The following is a 20,535-nucleotide window of genomic DNA, read 5'->3' as shown; positions in this document are numbered from 1 at the left end:
ACTCTATATGAAGAGCCTGTTCAAATAATTCTTTATACATTTTTCCCCCATTTATTTTTTAGAGGAAAATTTCTTCATAGCTTTTTTTTCTTCAACTACTTTTTTAACTTCACCCACTCTTTTCTAAAAAGAACCTGATATTTAATAGAATTGCACAGATGAAAAAATCTAAAATGGTCTGACCTGGTTTTGCTTTTGGAAGCTTTCGATAGGAACGATGATGATAGATTCTGGATTTGAAGGCATCATCTAATTTTGGTTTAGATTTTTTGAATAAAATTACAGCCTCCCTTCCTAATTTTTTAAACCTGAAACAGAAGACTTCTGATTCCTGTTATAGTGTCAAGTTTTTCAAAATATTTCATTATCGCACTACCAGCATTTTTTTTACTTTAGTTTTTCCATTATGACTGAGCTTATAAAAATATAATCCGCTGGAAACTTTTCTATCATATTTGTCTCTACCAGACCAGATTGCAGTATAAGTTCCTTCTGGTCGAATTTCATTAACCAAGGTTGTTATTGCCTGACCTCTAAGATTATAGAGCTTAATTTTCACTCTTCCTTCGGTTGGAATAGAGTATTTGATAACGGTGTTTTCTATAAAGGGATTAGGATAGTTTTGCAGAAGCTGAAGTTTGTCGGAAAGAGGTGGATTCAGAGGTTCATAAACATCCTCGTTTTTGGCTCCGGGAGTTCCGTTGAAATCGGAAGCCGCCCAGTTCTCTGCCAGCGAATTATCCAGCAGTGGATTCTTTAATGAAAGCGTTGGACCTGTACCATCAGGTTCGACAGGCCAGGGAGTTTGCGAACTGTATAATAAGGAATCGATTAAAGTATTATTTTTATACAATCGCACCATGTCACCATTGCTGCTTAGTCCAAAATCAAAGTTACCAATTATATTTTGAACATCTGGAAAGTGGCTGTTAAATGCTGTTAAATCTCTGCAAAGAACCAAATAATCGTGGGAGGCCAGATAAATGGGAGGGAAGGTGAAATTGTGAGAATTATCGTCATCTTTCAAATTCCAGTCATCCAGATAAACTGCAGAATCTTTGGGATTATATATCTCGATCCAATCATTTGGATCAAATGTGTCGGAGGAATTATAGTTTATTTCATTAATAACCAGATTGGAAACTTCCGGTATTCCGATGATAAAATTAGCAGAGATATCAACATCATATTGAGAACTAATTTGAATTGTTAATGAATCTGATTCTACTGCACCTGTCCAACCAGAAAAAATATAACCGGGCTTAGGAATTGCTGTTAAAGTTATGGGAATGTTATCAAAATAATCTCCACTCCATTGCATATCTTCTATCTCTAATGAATTTACTTTCACTGTTCCAGAATTTTCCGGAAGCATAGTTAAATTTAGCGAAAATATTCCAGGAATATCAAATTGCTGCTTTATATATTGCGTCATATAAGCTTTTCTATCGCGAGCAAAATACGCCATCACCAGATGTTCGTTCTCGGACCAATTGTCGAAATTGTAGTTATCATATTCCCATCGATTGAAATGTCTTACCATTTCAATTTCCAGATAAGCATAATTACTGTCAATCTTAGCTTCCAGATATCCAGGATCGAATATTGAATTCATGAAATCTGCAAACTTATTTACCAGTGAAACTACAAACTGATCACTTTCTACCATTCTTCTAAAAAGATATGTTGACCAGTCTGGATTTGGATAGTAAGGTCCATTTTCTCTGAGTGCAAAAGCCAGCGTGTTATGATTTGCACTATTAATTAAGCCTAAACCAAGATCCAAATCGAATATCTGCCAGCGCCATTTTGCATCGGGAGTTCTTTCCCGCCAGTATTTAATGTTTCTTCCAGGCCAGTCAGTATTACAAAACATTATTTCTGCAACCTGATAACTGAGATAATTATCAATATCCATCATAGTTTCTAGCTGTTCATAATTGGCTGGAATGTTAAGGTCGTGCGTATCGATGAAATCCATAAATTGAGAATAAGCTGTTACAGTTCCATACAAAACTTGTCTATTTTCTTCTAATAAATCTATATTATCGGGATCGGCACCATAGGTTTGTGCAAAAAAATGTTCGTTTACTTTTTGACGGATATTCTGAATTCCCCAATAAACACCATTCAGATAAATAACCGCAGGTCGATAAGACTGATATGATAAACCGGTATCTTTTAGAAGGCTCTGCATAAAACCATCGCGCATCATCGATCTCATCCAGTCTCCACCTGAATTCCTGAAAACGATATTTTTATATTCTGTGAATGGTTTATCCTCAAAGAATTTATAAGGGATCATACCGGTTCCATATTTGCTGCGTGCAAAAACTGCAACGGATTTTTGATCATGCCCACGACTAAAATATCCGAAAATTTTAATACCGCCATCCATCTTGAATCCCAGATTGCCGTCAGGTTCAAAAAGTTCAATATGTACAGGTCTTTCCCAATCCTGCCAGAAATTTGCCCTTAAATACGGAAATCCTGAACCAGCGTTAGGTCCTTTGGCATAAATTCCTTCATAGTAATCCCAAAGATTATAAGGATCGGTAGTTAAACTTACAACAGGTAAAGTATGATTTTCAGCGATCAAATATGTGTTAGAAATGAGCTTGCTGGGAAGATATCCTGGTTGATAAGTTTGAGCTCTTACAACCGTAGTTGTATCGATATTGACTGGATATGTATACTCGAAAGTGTCTGTAGAGTCTGGATTCGGTTCAGAGCCATCGATGGTATAATAAACTGTTGCACCGGAAGGAATACCAACGAATGAAACATTTACCGAATTATCGAAAATACCACCGTCGATAAAAAAATCGGGAGGGTCAGCAAAATCTTGAGATGATATGGAATTATCATTTGTGCTGTCGGGAGATGTGGATTCAAAGAAAAATAAATTATTACTTCCATCTGGTTGTCTTCCAAAAGAATTATCTAATGGAATAAAACCGGGTTCCAGTTGATCGATTATATTTCCCGCCGGATCAGATAAAATTACAGGTTCATTTTCATTCAAGCTGAAATCGGTGTGAAGATTTAACAGATTGGGTTCCACGATGGGACTTACATACAAAGTGTCACTTGGTTCTGTGGCAAAACCCAAAGTGAGAAATGGGATCATGGTCATATCGCTATCCAGGGTGTTCGTTTGGATTGTCAGCACATTTTCACCATTTTGCAGGATTGATTGGATATTTTCTATTATATAATGATTTGGTCTTCCATCACGATACAATTCTGCTTCGTGAGTTCGAATATCTACAGTATCGTAATAAGCTGGAAAATTCCCGATATAACCAATATTCTCTCTAGCTATCTCTACTTCATTCATCCAGGCAACGAATGCGTCGTCAAAATCAATATGAAGCAATCCAGTTAACACATCATTTACATTGTCGATATCAAAAGTTTTTCTGATGTAAACAGATAACGCTTCCTCTTGAGATATTTCCCAAATTTCGGTAGCATCATCATCATCACCATAACCAAAACCACTTGGTCCATATTCCCAGTTATTATCGTTGAAATTGAGTTGTCTCCAGTTTGTTGGAGGAGGTTGAGTTCCCACAAAGTAACGCCAATTATCTTCCCAATCAATAATAGTTTGCCAATACGGATTGTAAGCTCGATCTTTCCCTGAAGCGAAAACAACCAGATAATCATTCGGTTGTATTGAGATATCCGGAAAACTCCAGCGATGAGGTTCATCTATGTCATCGGACAAGCCATAATGGAGAAGATTTACTGCTGAATTACCAGAATTATAAAGCTCAATCCAATCAGGATTTTCATTATCTTCGTCTTTCAATGAGTTCAGATTACTACTGACTATTTCATTAATTTTTATGTTCTGAGCTGAAAAATTTGTAATCAATAACAATATTAAAATTATCAAAAACCTAACTTCAATTTTCATTAATTTATCCTTTTATTTCAATAACAACATTTTTTTAGATAATGATTTATTTGCACTATCAAGTTGATAAAAATATATTCCACTTGCTACTTTTTTTCCGGATTTATCCAAACTGTTCCAGTTGATCGAATGAAATCCTCTTTCCTGGAATTCATTACAGAATGATTTGATTAATTGTCCCTTAACATTATAGATTTTCAATTCAGCTTTACCATCAGTTGGCAGATAATATTTTATGTTAGTTGTAGGATTGAATGGATTTGGATAATTTTGATAAAGAGTTATTTCTTGAGGAAGTTCAGGAATATCATCTGTTCCCAGATTTTCGTTTGGACTGCCGGGAGTTCCATAGGGAGAGGAAGCAGCCCAATTAGAAGGAACGGCATTGTTCAAGTTGGGATTTTTTACTTCCAAGGTTGAGCCCGTTCCATCAGGTTCTGTGGGCCAGGGATATTCATCATCATAAATAACATTATTAACCAAATTTCCATCAGCATCAAATATTCTTATTTCTTCTCCACTGGCACTTAAACCAAAATCGAAATTTCCTGTACAATTAGAAACATTGGAATAATGAGTTTGGAAAGCCGCAATATCCTGACAAAGCACATAATAAGAATTACCATCTATACTGAATCCTGTACTGAAATTGTAAATATGCTCATCATCTTCATCTTTGAATTGCCAGCCCGAAAGATCTATAGATGCATTGCTGCGGTTATAAATTTCTATCCAGTCACCTACATCAAAGTTGTCGCTGGAATGATAATTTATCTCATTGATAATGATATCTGAATTGTTGCCACCACCTATTTCCTGGAAATTTGCGGTAAGATTCAAACCAGAACCAGGTGTGATTTCCAATACTGGATTCAAGGAATTGGAAGAACCAGACCAGTGATCGAATTCGTAGCCGTCGTAAGGAATAGCAGTCAGTTTAATTGGAACATCTTCGAAATACATTCCATTAAATGGTATATCATTTAGATTAATAAAATTTAATTTCAACAAGCCCATGGCTTCATTGTTTAAGTCAATATTTACATTTACAGTGTTTCCAACTGAAAACTCATCTTGCATATACATTATTGCATAACCTTGTCTATCGGAAGCAAATTCGTTCATATCATCAATATTATCGAACCAATCATTCATAGTCATAAGGTCTTCATACGGCCATCTGGCAATGTGAGAGGGCATTTCTGTAGAATACATTGATTGGATAATGGATATTTGTTGTAAAAGTTCATTAGATTGAAAAATTGTATTAATATAATCCATTGAACAATTTATAAAGCCGTTTATAAAATTCGGATTCTCAAACATTTTTCTAAAAATTAATGTGAATTCTGGTGGATTGAGATTTGAAGGTTCGGTTGATAAAACTGACCAAAGTGTATTATCATCAACACTTACCCATGGATAAGCAAAACTCCAATCCATGTCATCCAACATCCAATGCCATTTTCCAGTATCTGTTCTTTCTCTCCACATAGATACATTATTACGAGGCCAGTCTGAGTTGTTACAATAAATATTTGCAGCCAGATATTTTGTTAAATTTTCTACATTTACAATTGTCTTAATATAATCATAATTGGTAGGAATAGACATATCATGCTCTGCCAAATATGTAAAGAGATGATGATATGCTGTAGAATCTCCATTCAAAACTTTGTAACGATATTCGATTCTGTCAATATTATCCGGATCTACACCTTCATTATTTGAAGCTACAAAATGTTCACTTACTTTCTCACGTAAATTATAAATCCCCCAGTAATCTCCATTGAGATAAACAATTACAGGTTGAAATTCCTGATAATCAATATTCTGATCCTGCATAAGATTAGTGACCATTGCATCTCTAAAATGTGTAGATTTGAAGTCATTGCCGGAATTACGGATCAGAATGGATTCAAATTCATCTATTGGTTTGTCATCAAAAAGCTGGCAGTTAAGCGTTCCATTCCCATATTGGTTACGGAAAAAAATCGCTAATGATTTCTGTGGATATCCTCTGCTGAATCTACCATGAATCTTTGTTCCAGCATCCTCACTGAATTTAAGTGAGCCATTTAAATTATACATTTCAATGTGGATCGGCCTTTCCCAGTCCATCCAGAAATTTGCACCATGATAGGGAAAATTTGAACTGGCATTTCCGCCCAGCATATAAATTCCATAATCTTCATCGAAAAAATTTGCCGGAGTTGTAGCCAAGGAAATTACCAGTAATGAGAAATCTCGGTCAATAAAATACGAGTGAGTTATGATAGGGCTGGGAACAGAACCCGGGCCGATAATACGGGCTCTTACAACATGGGTTGTATCGATTGTGACTGGTTGGCTATATACAAATGATGTGTCAGCAGGATCGGATCCATCCAATGTATAATAAATTGTTTCATTTGCATTTGCACCGGAAAGTTCGATAGTTTGTGATCCTGAAAAGAATCCACCATCTAAACTAAATATGGGTGGATCAGAAAAATCCTGATATCCCACAGTAGAATTTTCTGTTCCGGGTGTGGGTTGGTTGAAGAAAAAAATATCGTTGCTTCCGTCTGGTTGCAATCCCATCGAAATATCGGTTGGAAGCTCTGTTGTAACAAAAGAATCAACAAGTGTACTGTTTGTATTTGTAAGGTAAATTGTCTCACCACTGGAACTGATCTTGAAGTTTGCATGAGGAAATGCTAAAAGTGTATCTATAATTGCGTTTACACCATTTGGTACAGTTGGTTCTTCGATCATGCCAAAAGACAGGAAGGGGATAATTGCCAAATCACCGTATGGATGATAATTATGTGTTTGAATACAAATCACATTTTCACCTTCTACAAAAATACTGTCTGTATCATCAATAACAATTCTTTTCGGAGCTCCACCATCATAAATAGCTGCATTAATAGATTCATTTGCCAGATCATCGAAAGCCGGAATAATTCCAGGTGAACCAATATTTGCCCGGGCTACTTCAATTCCATTTATATAAGCTACGAAAGCATCATCATAATCGATGTGCATTAACGAAAGATCAATATTTGAAATATCTTCTATCTGGAATGTTCGACGCATAAAAAGGGAAGGAACTGCGGGAATAACTGTTGCATTATCGCTGTCCGTTCCAATTCCTGTAGCTCCACTGAACCAGTCTGAGTCATCAAAATCAATTTCTCTCCAGTCATCAGGTACAGGCCCAAATCCCAAAAAATAAGTCCATTCATCACCCCAGTCAACTACTGTTTCCCAATGTCCAACGCGTCGGTCTTTATCGGAAGCAAAAATCAAAAAATATTCATCGGGTTGCAAACTTATATCTGGGAGTAGCCATTTAAAAAGATCCGAACTATCATCAGATAAACCATAATTGTAGAGATCGACTTGAACTCCTGAATTATTGTACAATTCTATCCAATCAGGAGAATCGTCATCTTCATCTAAAATCGTTATGGCATTGGAAGCCATTACTTCATTTATTTTCACATCCTGACAATTTAGGACGGCAATAAAAAGGATCAAAAGGAAAAACAAAAATCTACTTCGCATTTAATCTCCCATCTATTTCAAGAGTATCATTTTTCTGGTTTTAGAATTTCTGCCATCAGCTAATTTATAGAAGTAAATTCCGCTAGCCGATTGTTTACCAAATTCATCTTTTCCATTCCAACTTACAGTATATCTTCCTTCAGGCTGAAATTCATCAACCAGAATTTTAACCAATTGTCCTTTTATGTTATAAATTGTCAATTTGATATTATTATCTTCAGGTAAAGAATAGCTGATCTGCGTGGTAGGGTTGAAAGGATTCGGGAAATTCTGGAGAAGTTTAAGTTCAGTTTGCATGACGATATTTTCATCGCTGTAAACATAAACGTCGTTGATCTCTCCCGGGGTGCCATGTTCGTAAGAAGCAGCCCAGCTTTGAGGATCAGTATTATCATAAGTAGGATTCAACAACGCTAAAGTGGGACCGCTTCCATTTGGCTCTGTGGGCCAGGGAGAATTTACTCCATATTGCAAAGAATCGATCAATTCTCCGGTATGATCGAATAACCTGACCATTTCACCATCACTGCTGAGTCCAAAATCCATATTACCCAATATATTATTGATGTTCGGAAAGAATGATGAAAAAGCTGTAGTATCTCGGCAAATAACTAAGAACTCATCTGAATATAGTGTGTAACCTTCTGGAAATTCAAAAATATGATTATCATCAGAATCGGAAAAAGACCAGCCGCTCATGTCGATATCCTGTTGGCTGCGATTATAAATTTCTACCCAGTCTTCAGTATCAAAATCGGGTGCGGAGTTGTAATTAATTTCATTAAATACTATTGAATCTACAAAGCTGGCTGCTGGTTCAAACCAGGCGATCAGAGAAAATTCATCATTCATATCTAACGTGATGGAAGTGGAATCGGATATTACATCGCCCGACCAGCCGGCAAACTGCCAACCAGGTACATCCAGTCCGGTCAAGGTTACCGGATTCTGCAGAAAATATTCACCAGCCCAGGGAAATTCTTCCACTTGCAAAGTGTTAACAAGAATATTTCCGGTTTCCGGGGGAGATATATCAAGATAGATATTTGCAGTACCAGGCAATCCAAACTCATCCATAATATGTTGCTTTACATATTGAGGACGATCGCCAGCAAAATATTGCAGAACTAAAACTTCATTTTGCCAGGAAGCCATTGAAAGATTCCAGCGATCGACATGATTTGGCATTTCGGTTTCAATATTTCCACTCAATTCCAGAATTTTGTTCTGAATATGATCGGTATGAAAAATACCATTAAAACGATCAGCAAATAAATTTACGAAATCTTGAACAAAAGTATCATTTGTAACTAATCTGCGGAACAAAAAAGTAGACCAGGGTGGATTTGGATAAATAGGTCCGTTAGGTTCTAAGGCAAATTCCAGCATATTAAAATCGAATGCTTCTCCCAACCCAAAACCAAAATCGGTATCGAACAAAATCCATCGCCATTTGCCCTCATCATTCTGTTCTCTCCAGAATTTTAAGTTTCTTCCCGGCCAGTCACTATTTGCATAAAACAGTTCCGCTGTCATATAATTAAGATAATTTTCCATATCCATTTGAGTGCAAATATATTCATAATTTGCAGGAAGGCTGATATCATTGTTTTCTATAAAATCCAGCAAATCCAGATAATGCTGTTTATCACCGTGAATGATCAGTCCATTATCTTCCAGCATATCAATCTCATCAGGATCCACACCGTGATTTGCTTCCAAATAATGTTCATTTATTTTTTCTCGAATATTGTGAATTCCCCAATAATCTCCATTTATAAATACTGTCGATGGTCTGTAATCCTGAATGTCTAATCCAGTTTCCTGCACAAGTGAGGTCATCAATGCGTCACGCATCATGCTCCATTCCCAGTCATTTCCAGAATTACGAAGTACAATATTATCAAATTCAGCAATGTTTTTTTCAGGAAAAATCTGATAGGCAATTTTATTGTCATCATACTGATTTCGAGTGTAGATTGCCAGAGATTTTTGGGGAAGCCCGCGTGAATAATTCCCAAAAATTTTTACTCCGGCATTTATGTGGAAGGCATTGGTTCCATCTGTTTCAAACATCTGGATATTGATCGGCCGTTCCCAGTCTTCCCAGAAATTTGCACCATAATACGGATAGATAGTGCTGGCATTTAGCCCCATAACGTAAATTCCATAATTTTCATCAAAGAAATTTACCGGGTCGGAAACCAGCGAAATGACCGGCAAACTTGGATCGATATTTACGAAAAAAGATTCTGTAACTGTCTGGCTGGGAATTTTTCCAGTTTCAAAACCACGAGCACGTATAACAACTGTAGAATCTATCGTTTCGGGTTGAGTGTATTCAAAAGAATTTTCATCAGGAATAGATCCATCTAACGTATAAAAGATAGTTTCACCAGCAGGAATGTCGACAAATCCAAAAGTAAAATCATCATAATAAAAGCCGCCATCGATATCAAAAATCGGGTCAGCTGAATATTCCAAAAATCCTGTTGTCGTATTTGAAGAATCAGGAGTTGGTCCATTGAATAAGTAAAAATCATCTGAACCATCCGGTTGACGTCCAAAGGAAATATCGGTTTCCAAACTGGAAAATGCAATATTATCAAGAATATTTCCGATGTTATCAGAAAGAATTACATCTTCACCATCGGTTGAAAGTTTGAAATTAGTGTGCATTTTGGGAAGATCGTTTTCCAGAAGTACAGCAATTCCAGTTGCGCCGGTTGGTTCCTCACGCATTCCCAAAGTTAGAAATGGGATCATGCTCATATCGGAAGAGGTTGAACTGGCATTATGAGTTTGAATGGATAGTATATTATTTCCTTCCATTAAAATCGCATCCAGATTTTCTATTACAAATAATTCAGGCATTCCACCTTGATAGATTTGTGCTTCATGAGAGATGCCGGCTGTTTCATCAAAAGCAGGAACCAAGCCTTCGACACCAATTCCTTCTCTAGCTATTTCCACACCATTCAGATAAACCACAAAAGCATCATCAAAATCTACATGTAGAAGTGCATTTACTATATTTGCAAGATCATTTATCTGGAACGTGTGGCGAATATAGAATGAAACAAGTGGTTCAGGCAAAATCGTAGCATCATCATCATCGCCAAAACCAAATCCGCTGGGTCCTTCGCTCCACGTGGAATCATCAAAATCTACATCTCGCCATTCAGAAGGTGGTTCTTCTGTACCAATAAAATATTTCCAGTTATCACCCCAATCGATGATCGTTTCCCAATGACTTACAGGACGGTCTTTTCCCGAAGCAAAAACAAGCAGAAAATCCTGGGCGGGAATCGAAACATTTGGGAATTCCCATTTATAAGGATCGTTCACATCATCGGAAAGAGTGAATCCATCCAGAAAAACTTCTGATGTTTCGGCATTATAAATTTCAATCCAGTCTGAAGCATCTCCATCTTCATCATAGATTGTGGTGCTGTTTGATGACATGATCTCGTTTATTTTTATGTTCTGTGAAAATACACTGCCTAAAATACAGAAAAATAAAACTATAGAAATCATAAATTTTATCTTAATTGAGCTAAGAGATTCTTCATAAGAACAACCTTCGTAAGATACTTCAGAATGACGATTTCTTTTCTTTGTCTCTATGTTTCTCTGCATCTTTACCTCTTTATTTGATCAGCAGCATCTTACAACTTGCTTCGAACTTTCCAGCTTTCCCCGATGAATCGGGACGCAAGCGTATTCTTGCGAAATAGATTCCGCTGGAAACAGGTTCGTTATTTTGATCTGTTCCGTTCCAAACGACGGAATAACTATTTGTTGTGCCTGATCCTTCGATACAATCCCGATTCTCGGGATCACTCAGGATGACAGGCAGAATTTTAACTTTCTGACCTTTTAAGTTATAAATTTCAATTTGTGCTGATTCGTGTAAATTTGTGGTTTCAAAAAAGATCGTTGTAGTTGGATTAAACGGATTGGGGTAATTAGACAAGTGTGGAGTTAGGAGAGAGGAGTTGGGAATTGTGTGATCTTCTACATTGGTTATTTCTCCAAAATCCTGCAGAACCAGATCAACTATCTGCATGGAAGTGTTTTGATTCATAAAATAAAGTGGAAAACCAAAAACATAAAGTCTAAAATCTCCGTAAAACCTTTGGGCACAAACCATGTTTTCCCAATCTGGATCGTTAGATTCTGAATCAAATATGTAAATTGGTTCAGCTCCGTTAATTGGTTCAAATTTATTTACATACTGCAGAGTACTTTCCCAGAAGGGTAGCGGAATTTTGCCTGTATCAATAGAAATATCGGGAAATCCGTTCTGTCCAAAAGCTCCGATAAAATCAGGTTGATCGTTAGTGTAAGCCTGGTTAAAATTAAGATAATATTCCTGGAAATTGTCCTGTAGATCATAAAGCAGTTTCCAGGACGAGATCAGCAGATTACCGCCAGCCAGCAGATAGGTTTTAATGTTGTAAAGATCGTTATCAAATGGGAAATTTACAATATCATCGGTATGCCAGATTATCGTGGAGTATTTTGCTGCTTCCGTGAGTGGTGGCAAACCTTCAGAATTCAAATCCCAATTAGTATATCCGTAATTTCCCAGAATTGTATCATAATATTGATCGACATCTTCATCGGATGGAAATGGTGAAGTTGCTGGATAATCCTGAGTTCCATCCACCAGCAGAATTCCTTCGTCAAATGTAAAATCGACTGGAATTATAGATATTTGATTGGAAAATTTACTGACATAATCTCCAGCGTCATCGAAAACCGCGGCAATTTTGTAATAGTATTGCTGTCCGGCAATTACATCGTCATCAAAATAATAGGTTGCCGTTACCGGAACGGAATTCAACTGAAGATAATTTTCTCCTTCCAATTTGCGATAGACGTTATAACCAGAAATGGCAGGATCGAAGAAATCTGTCCAGGTAATAACAGCGGAACCTTCTCGATTCAGATCAACTTCATCCAAAGCAGGAATTTTTTCGATGTACCCATAATCCAGAACCCAGTTGTCAGGGTCCCATTCCCAACTGCTCACATTGCCAACTAATTCTAATGTGTCATAATTAAAACCATCTTCTGCCCAGATGCGCTGATCTTCATCATTGATGCGCAGTGGAACATACATTTCAAACGGATCACCCTGACTTCCCATCGATTGCAGGGTAACTTTTACCGAATCCTGGGAAGCTGATGTGTAATAAGTATAATAATAACTGGGTCGTCCATAATTCCAGAACCACTGATCAAAAAACCAGTCCATATCGTAGCCGGCGATGTCTTCAGCACAATTTTTCAAGTCTTCCGTTAGAACGTTCCCATAAAGAAAATCGGGATTCTGAAAATAATATTCCATCAAATCAAAGAAATCATCGTCTCCCAGAACTCCCCGCAGCATGTGAACACTCCAGGAACCTTTGTTATAAACTACAGAATTGAAAATGTGATTTGCCCCCAGTGAATCATCACGATAAAGACATTCGTCTAAAGCTCCGCCGGTATCTTCCGCCTGCATATAATCCTGCAAACCCTGCGAGCCGTAGAGATGTTCGGCCCACAAAGCTTCACTGTAGGAAGCAAAACCTTCCTTCAGCCACACATGACTCCAACTGCCGATGCTCAAGGCATCACCTGCCCAGGAATGACCAAGTTCGTGACAAACTGTGTAAGGCGCAGCCGGATCGCTGATGTAGCCGGCATCGAAAGAAGTGCAGGTTTGATGTTCCATAGCCAGAGCGCCAAGATTGGTACAGGTGGCATGTCCGTATTTTTCGCTCAGAAAAGGAAAAATTCCATAAGTATCGGAAAGAAAAGTCAGCATTCCTTCACATTGACTGTAAAGATCTATACTGGAAGTTGCCTGCTCGGGATAGATATAATTATCTACCATCATCTGGTTTCCATTGTATTGCCACAGAAAAGAGTGCATTTGATAATTGGTGATGGCGAAAGAAGTAAGATAAGTTGCTACCGGATATGACTCGTGCCATTTACTGGTTTTTGTGCCATTACCGTTATTTATTTCTTCCTGCAGAAGTCCGTTGGAAGCGCAGACATATTGCTCTGGAAAAGTAACCCAGATATCGAGGGAATCCGGTTTATCGGCTGGTGTATCTTTGCAGGGCCACCATTTTCGGGCTCCTCGCGGAGAAACCATGGAAAAAACTACCGGAGTTCCGGAATGAGATTCGAACTTGATGCCGTCTTCCAGCCGCACGTCGGGATTTCCATAGTAAAATGTTTCGATTTCCAGGTAATCACCGATATTATAATTTCCTGCCAGATCAATATCAATGATGCCGTCCTGATGCGAAAAAGTGAGATTTTGTGAATTCATGATAATCTCATCCACATCCAAAATATCAGCGAAATGAACCTGAATAGCACTGGAATTATCTTCCAGAATTTCGATTCCCATCAATACAGATGCGTCGATATATTCATCGTCAAAATCCAGCTCGATCTCGATACGATAATAGCGCACGTCATAATTATCCATTTCTCGGGTTGTAAATGCAGGTTCCTGGTACAAACTTCGATAAAATTCTACTTCCTGCCGGCGAACCTGATGTTGTCTTTTTACTATTTTTTCGAAATCTGGATATTCAGCAGAAAAGATAGAAAATGAGAAGAAAATAAAAATCAAAATTATCAGTAAATTTTTTTTCATAAACACAACCCCCAAAATATTGAATGCAATATAATAATTTATTAATAATTTAGGCAACAAAAAAAGCTGCCAAAAAGCGACAGCTTGTAATTTTATGAAACAAAATAAGTTACGAAATTGGTTTTGTCATTTCTTCTAACCAGGTTTTTTCTTCGCTGGTTAGATAGGAGTTCAGTTTTTTATAAACTTTATTATGATAGTTGTTTAGCCATTCATTTTGTGATTCATTCAGCATTTCAGGTAAGATCGCTCGAATATCGATAGGGCAGAAGGAAATAACTTCAAATTTATAAAATTGACCGGAATAAGTTTTTTGATCTTCTACGCAAAGAAGTGTGTTTTCTGTGCGGATTCCATATTCATTTTCCTTATAAATTCCTGGTTCATTGGTGGTTGTCATCCCTGGTTTTATGGGAACATTTATCAGGCGTTGACTGAAATTTTGCGGTCCTTCGTGAACATTGAGAAAATAACCGACTCCATGACCAGTTCCGCATTTGTAATCCAGGCCTTCCTGCCACATGGGATGACGTGCTAAAATATCTAAATTTGCGCCAGTAGCTCCTTCCAGAAAATGTGCCAGACTCAGGTCAATATGAGATTTCAGAACTAAAGTGAAATCACGTTTCATAGCGTGCGAGATATTTCCTAAACAAACCGTTCGAGTGATATCAGTGGTGCCGTCCAGATAGTTGCCGCCGCTATCGATGAGATAAAAACCTGCCGGTTTCAGTTCCGTTTCATTTTCGTGGGAAGGCGCATAATGCATCATGGCTGCGTTTGCCATATAAGCTGAAATGGAATTAAAACTGAGATCAACGAAATTTTCGTCTTTCGCTCTGATCTCAGCCAGTTTTTCAGCAGCGCTCATTTCGGTGATTTTGATCTTTCCGATGTTGCTATCCAGCCAATACAGAAATCTCACCATCGCCACGCCGTCACGAATTTGACATTTCTTCAGATTGGCAATTTCGGTTTCGTTTTTGATGGATTTCAGCAGGGTTGAGATGTGTGGTTTTTCGATTATTTTACAATCTTTCGGGATGGCGTTTTTCAGTTTTATATTTGTCTTGTTGGGATCGATCAAAATGGATTTTTCCGGTTCAAGATTGGAAAGGAATTCGGTGATTTTTTCGTAGGTGTGAATTTCAACATTGTTAAGGTCTATATTCTTAATTTTGTTCTTATCGATAAAAAGATGTGCTGAATTTAAGCCAATAACTGCAAAGGCAAGCGAAACAGGACTGTATTTGATGTCGTTAGCTCGAATATTGAATGTCCAGGCGATGTCATCCAGGGAAGTAAAAAGGTGATAATCCAGATTTTGTTTTTTCATTTTAGCTCGGATCATTTCGATCTTTTCTTTGCGGGATTTGCCGGCAAATTTCACATCATGCAGAAAAACCTGCGAAGTGGGAAGGGAAGGCCGATCCTGCCAGATCTCAGCGATCAGATCATAATGGGAAATGATAGATATGTTTTTTTTATCAAATTTCTGCTGCATGTTTTTTACATCATTCACACTGAAAACCGAGCCGTCGATGCCGATTTCGTCTCCTTCCTGTAATTCCTGCAAAAGCCATTCTGTATAAGTTGGAAAGCCGGGGATGCCTATCTTGAAGAGTTCGATTTCTGTGTTTTTTATCTGATTTTCTGCTTGAATAAAATAGCGTCCGTCTGCCCATAAACCGGCTTTTTCCAACGTAACTACAACCGTTCCCGCCGAACCGGTGAAACCGGAAATCCATTGGCGCGCCTGCCAGTGTTCTGCCACATATTCACCAAGATGGGCGTCGGAACTGGGAATGATATAGGCCGAAAATCCATGTTCATTCATCAAATCTCGAAGGGCAGAAATTTTATCATTTACCTTCATCTTTTTCTCCTGAAATATATTTGATTTTAAGAAATTTCGGGCGAATTATCTGGCAATAAAAAAAAATCTGATAAGCTTTCTTCTCAGAATTGGCATAACCGCCAAGTTCGCAAAAGCGCTAAGTTTGATGATCTGTCTATTGCTAACTGTTGCGAAGGTTAACACACCCCACGGCTAAAGCCGCACCCCTCTCCAGAGGGGAATCTTCAGGAATTCACTCCCTGCTCTGTCCTTCTGATTATCTCGTTCTGCAAGTCTTTTCCCAGATCGTTGAAATAATCGCTATAACCGGCAACCCGCACGATAAGATCACGATATTGTTCGGGATGTTTTTGAGCTTTTTTCAAGGTTTCAGCAGTTACCACATTGAACTGAATATGATGTGTATCCATGGCAAAATAACCACGGATTAATTTTCCCAGTTTGGAAATGCTTTCATTATTCTCGAAAAATGCCGGAGTGAATTTCTGATTCAAAAGTGTGCCGCCGGTTTTTGTATGATCGAATTTAGCAGCGGATTTCATTACAGCGGTAGGGCCATTTTTATCTGCTCCCTGCACCGGTGAAATGCCTTCCGAAAGCGGAACACCGCTTTTTCTGCCATCAGCCGTGGCACCGATCACACTGCCAAAATACACGTGACTGGTCGTGGGCAGCATATTGATGCGATAAGTTGCATTCAGAGCAGTTGGTTTACCATCGATAGAATCGAAGAAAATCTCGAAAACTTTTACCGCATTTTCATCGGCATAATCATCATCATTTCCATATTTGGGAGTGTTGTAGATCAGGTCGAAACGCAGATTTTCGTAACCAGAATAATTCGCATTCAAAGCATTCAATAACTCGCTCATGGAAATTTTTTTATTATCGAAAACATTGTATTTAATTGAAGTAAGAATATCAGTGATGCTGCCAAGACCGACACCTTGAACATAGCTTGTATTGTAGCGTGCACCGCGGGCGTTGTAATCGGTGGCGTTTGAAATGCAGTCGTCGATGAGCAGCGACAAAAAAGGAGCCGGCAGATTTTCTGCATAAAGTTTCTCGATTTTGTCATTGCCCTTCAATTTGATCTCGGCAAAATAATTTTCCTGTTTCTGAAATGCGGAAAGAAGTTCATCAAAAGTTTGGAATTCTCTTGGGTCACCTATTTCTATTCCGATTTTTTTTCCGGTTCTGGGATCGACTCCATTATTCAAAGTTATTTCCAATATTTTGGTCAAATTGAAATAGCCGGTGAGAATGTAACTTTCAGTTCCAAAAGCACCAGCTTCCACGCAACCGCTGGCACCTCCGTTTCGTGCATCTATTATAGATTTTTCCTGCCTGGTCAGCTCTTTTACGATGCAATCCGAATTAAAGATAGAAGGCTGACCGAAACCGGTCTTGACGATCTTGAGAGCTCTTTCGATGAATTTGTCCGGAGTTTTGCTGCTGATCTGAACCATTGAACTGGGCTGCAGAATACGCATTTCTTCGATCACATCCAGAATGATGTAGCTGAGATCATTCACCGCATTGCTGCCGTCCACTTTCAAGCCGCCAACGTTTATCAAAGCGAAATCGGTGTAAGTATTACTTTCCTGGGCAGTAACTCCCATTTTGGGTGGCGAAGGATGGTTGTTGAATTTTATCCAGAACGTTTGCAGAAGCTCGATCGCTTTTTGTTTGGTAAGTGTTCCGGCTTCAATTTCCTTTTTGTAAAACGGATAAAGATGCTGATCCAGCCTGCCGGGATTGAAAGAATCCCAGGGGTTGAGTTCAGTGATCACGCCCAGATGCACAAACCAGTAATATTGCAGTGCTTCCTGAAATGTCTCCGGTTTATTGGCAGGAACTTTTCGGCAAATCTCTGCTATTTTCAGAAGTTCTTGTTTTCTGTTTTTATCTGTTTCATTTTCTGCCAGTTTTTCCACTTTTTTAGCATGACGATTAGCATACATGATGATTGCTCTGGCAGCGATTTCCATCGCTTCCAATTCGGCTAATTTGGCAGGATCGATTGTTTGAGTTTTAACATCATTGATCTGCTGTATGATGTCCAGCATTCCCAGACGATAAATTTTATCTCCCAAAACTGTATGACCGGGCGCACGTTGTTCCTGAAATTCTGTGAAAACTCCTGCTCCGTAACTTTCCAGCCAGTTTTTATCCATTGCTTCAAAGATTTTATCTCGCTGCGTTTTTCCCTTCCAGAACGGAATCACGATCTTTTCATAAGCCTGAAAAACTTCTTCATCTACCTGGAAAGAAACCTTCGGACGGGAATCTAAGATCTGTAAATCCTGAATTGAATGCAGGCAGATTTCCGGATAAGTGGGAGTGGCTTTGGGAGCTGGTCCGCGCTCTCCCACGATAAGTTCACCTTCATTTAGGCAGATTTGTTTGTGTTTGAAAATATATTGCAGGCAGCGAGCTCGTTGAATCGGAATGGGCAAATTTTCTGCCAGAATTGTTTTGTAAAATTCAGTAACCAGCAAAGCCCTTTCTGCTGTGATCTTGTTCACTGCATCCAGGCTGTCTTGTCGAAGTTTTTTTATACGTTCGGTCATTTGTTTTGACCCCTTGCAATTCCCCTTTACTGGGGAAACGTAGAGCAGCAAGAAGAAATTACACACCCCCGGCTGAAGCCGTACCCCTCTCGAGAGGGGATTCTTCTTTGCTTTCCTTATATTCCCTCGCCTGTAAGAAAGGAACGGGAGAGAAACAGTAGAGAGTTGCTTTCATTTATCCACCAATTTTAACTTTATATCCTGCATCTGTCCAAAATTGTTTGACAGTGTCAAGTTTCTCTTGAGTTGGCTCACTGAATTCGTAATATTTCAGGTTCAATCTTCTATATTTTTCCTCGGCAATATTATGATAAGGAAGTAAATTGATTTCTTTAATCTGAGGCAGTGTTTTTAAAAATTCCAACATTTCATCTAAATTTTTGTCAGTGTCTGTTACACCAGGAATGAGCGGGAATCGGATGATTATCTGCTTTTGATTTTCTGCTAAAAATTTCAGATTTTCCAGAATGATTTTGTTGGAAGTTCCAACATATTTTTTATGCAGTTCTTCAGCCATGTTTTTCAGATCAAAAAAAAATAGATCAACAAAATCTAAAATCTGCTCCAGATCTTTCTGAGGAGCTAATCCGCAAGTATCCAAAATTAAATGCAATCTTTCTTTTTTACAATGTTCCAGGATTTCTTTCAGAAAATCAAATTGCAGCAGCGGTTCACCACCGGAAAAAGTTACTCCTCCACCCGATTGATCGAAGAAAATCTTATCTTTCAGAATTTCCGTCATCACTTCCTGAACTGTCATTTCTCTGCCTATGATTTCATGTTTATCGAAAATTTTATCATCCAGAGCAATTTGTTTTGTGATCTTTTGCGGTTTGGAATCGATGCTTTCAGGATTGTGACACCACCAGCAATTCAGCGGACAACCCTTAAAAAATACAGTCGTGCGAATTCCCGGCCCGTCGTGCACGGCAAAGCGTTTTATATCAAAAATTATTCCTTTCTGCATCACTCACCTCAAACACTGACGAGAAATTATTCTGTAAGAATTTTGTAAATTAATATTTGGAAACCTGGCGAAGGTTTTAGGACTAACAAAATTTTTTTTGCCCTTCTCAATGGTTGAATGCACAAACAGAATGTTTTCTATTATCTTTATTTCAGAACAAATGTACAAAACAAGCTCACAGATTTACACGGAAGAGCACGGATAAATAATCTCGTCTTCCTGACGCATCTAATAGCTTTGCAAAGGAAGGATATCACGATAATCTATCAGCTTTACTCCTGGCATTTGCAAAAGAGATTCATCCCACCTGTACCGGCGAAGCTTTGCGAAGACGGAAGAGTCTCGTGAAAATATTTGTAGCTTTACATCTCGTAAAATAACGGAATTATTTATAGTAAAAATGATTAAACTCCTTTCATAATAAGCATTTTCAGGGAGCAAATTTGGAATAAGGATTTTTATTATTAAATGAAACCTTCATGATTGACGATGAACACACAAGCTGATGATGAAAGCATTAACCCCCTTTATCTTCGTTGACATGAGGAAGTGAAAGAGGATTTGAAAGAAAAATGAAAGAAAAGAATAGTCTTTTAATAGTTTTTTTTAAAATCGAAGAAATTCTCCCCTGACAAGGGGAGATGCGGCTTTAGTCGTAGAGGGGTTTAACAAAAAAGAAATTTTAATCGAAAGAATTCCTGGCTGCTCTGTATCTGGGTTTTCCAAATTTTCTCCCCTGTTTGAGGGGAGATCCGGCAGTTGCCGGAGAGGGGTATATAATGAAAATTCGATTTTCAGCTTGCTGGAATAAATTTAGCGAAATACACCTTGGCTCTGCCACGATGATAGTCAAATTTAAGAATTTTCTTGATTCATATGAAAAAAACGAACAACCGCAAACATTTAATAATTCGCTGTTGTTCGTTCTGTTAGTTGCAAAGCTTATTTTTTCTCCATGGGAATATCCCGGAAAGTCATGCGGAAGCTATC

Annotated in this window: 8 protein-coding genes; 1 reads left to right on the top strand and 7 read right to left on the bottom strand. The window is 38.1% G+C overall.

Features of this window, described 5'->3' with window-relative positions:
• Positions 1-364 precede the first annotated feature (364 nt).
• The 7 genes from K9N40_09060 to K9N40_09030 form a co-directional block, all read right to left on the bottom strand.
• A complete protein-coding gene (locus tag K9N40_09060) occupies positions 365-3,925 on the bottom strand; it encodes a CotH kinase family protein (protein MCF7814615.1) in 3,561 nt (1,186 codons plus the stop codon).
• 12 nt (positions 3,926-3,937) lie between these two features.
• Positions 3,938-7,477 (bottom strand): CotH kinase family protein, encoded by a 3,540-nt coding sequence (locus K9N40_09055; GenBank protein MCF7814614.1) that lies wholly within the window; start codon positions 7,475-7,477, stop codon positions 3,938-3,940.
• Between the two features lie 12 nt (positions 7,478-7,489).
• A complete protein-coding gene (locus K9N40_09050) occupies positions 7,490-11,116 on the bottom strand; it encodes a CotH kinase family protein (GenBank protein ID MCF7814613.1) in 3,627 nt (1,208 codons plus the stop codon).
• Between the two features lie 10 nt (positions 11,117-11,126).
• Positions 11,127-14,147 (bottom strand): hypothetical protein, encoded by a 3,021-nt coding sequence (locus tag K9N40_09045; protein ID MCF7814612.1) that lies wholly within the window; start codon positions 14,145-14,147, stop codon positions 11,127-11,129.
• Positions 14,148-14,256: 109 nt separating this feature from the next.
• Positions 14,257-16,023, bottom strand: coding sequence for an aminopeptidase P family protein (locus tag K9N40_09040; protein ID MCF7814611.1), 1,767 nt, complete (start codon positions 16,021-16,023; stop codon positions 14,257-14,259).
• A gap of 206 nt (positions 16,024-16,229) precedes the next feature.
• Positions 16,230-18,578 carry a glycyl radical protein gene (locus K9N40_09035; GenBank protein MCF7814610.1) on the bottom strand — a complete coding sequence of 783 codons (2,349 nt, stop codon included), beginning with the start codon at positions 18,576-18,578 and terminating at the stop codon, positions 16,230-16,232.
• Positions 18,579-18,753: 175 nt separating this feature from the next.
• Positions 18,754-19,545 (bottom strand): glycyl-radical enzyme activating protein, encoded by a 792-nt coding sequence (locus tag K9N40_09030; protein ID MCF7814609.1) that lies wholly within the window; start codon positions 19,543-19,545, stop codon positions 18,754-18,756.
• Positions 19,546-20,324: 779 nt separating this feature from the next.
• Between K9N40_09030 and K9N40_09025 the strand changes: the two genes are divergently transcribed.
• A partial coding sequence (locus K9N40_09025) for a hypothetical protein (GenBank protein ID MCF7814608.1) occupies positions 20,325-20,535 on the top strand: 211 nt, incomplete at its 3' end.

This window comes from Candidatus Cloacimonadota bacterium (assembly GCA_021734245.1).
Lineage (GTDB): Bacteria > Cloacimonadota > Cloacimonadia > Cloacimonadales > TCS61 > B137-G9.
The sequence above is the reverse complement of the archived record's forward strand: the minus strand, read 5'-3'. Positions and strand labels throughout refer to the sequence as shown.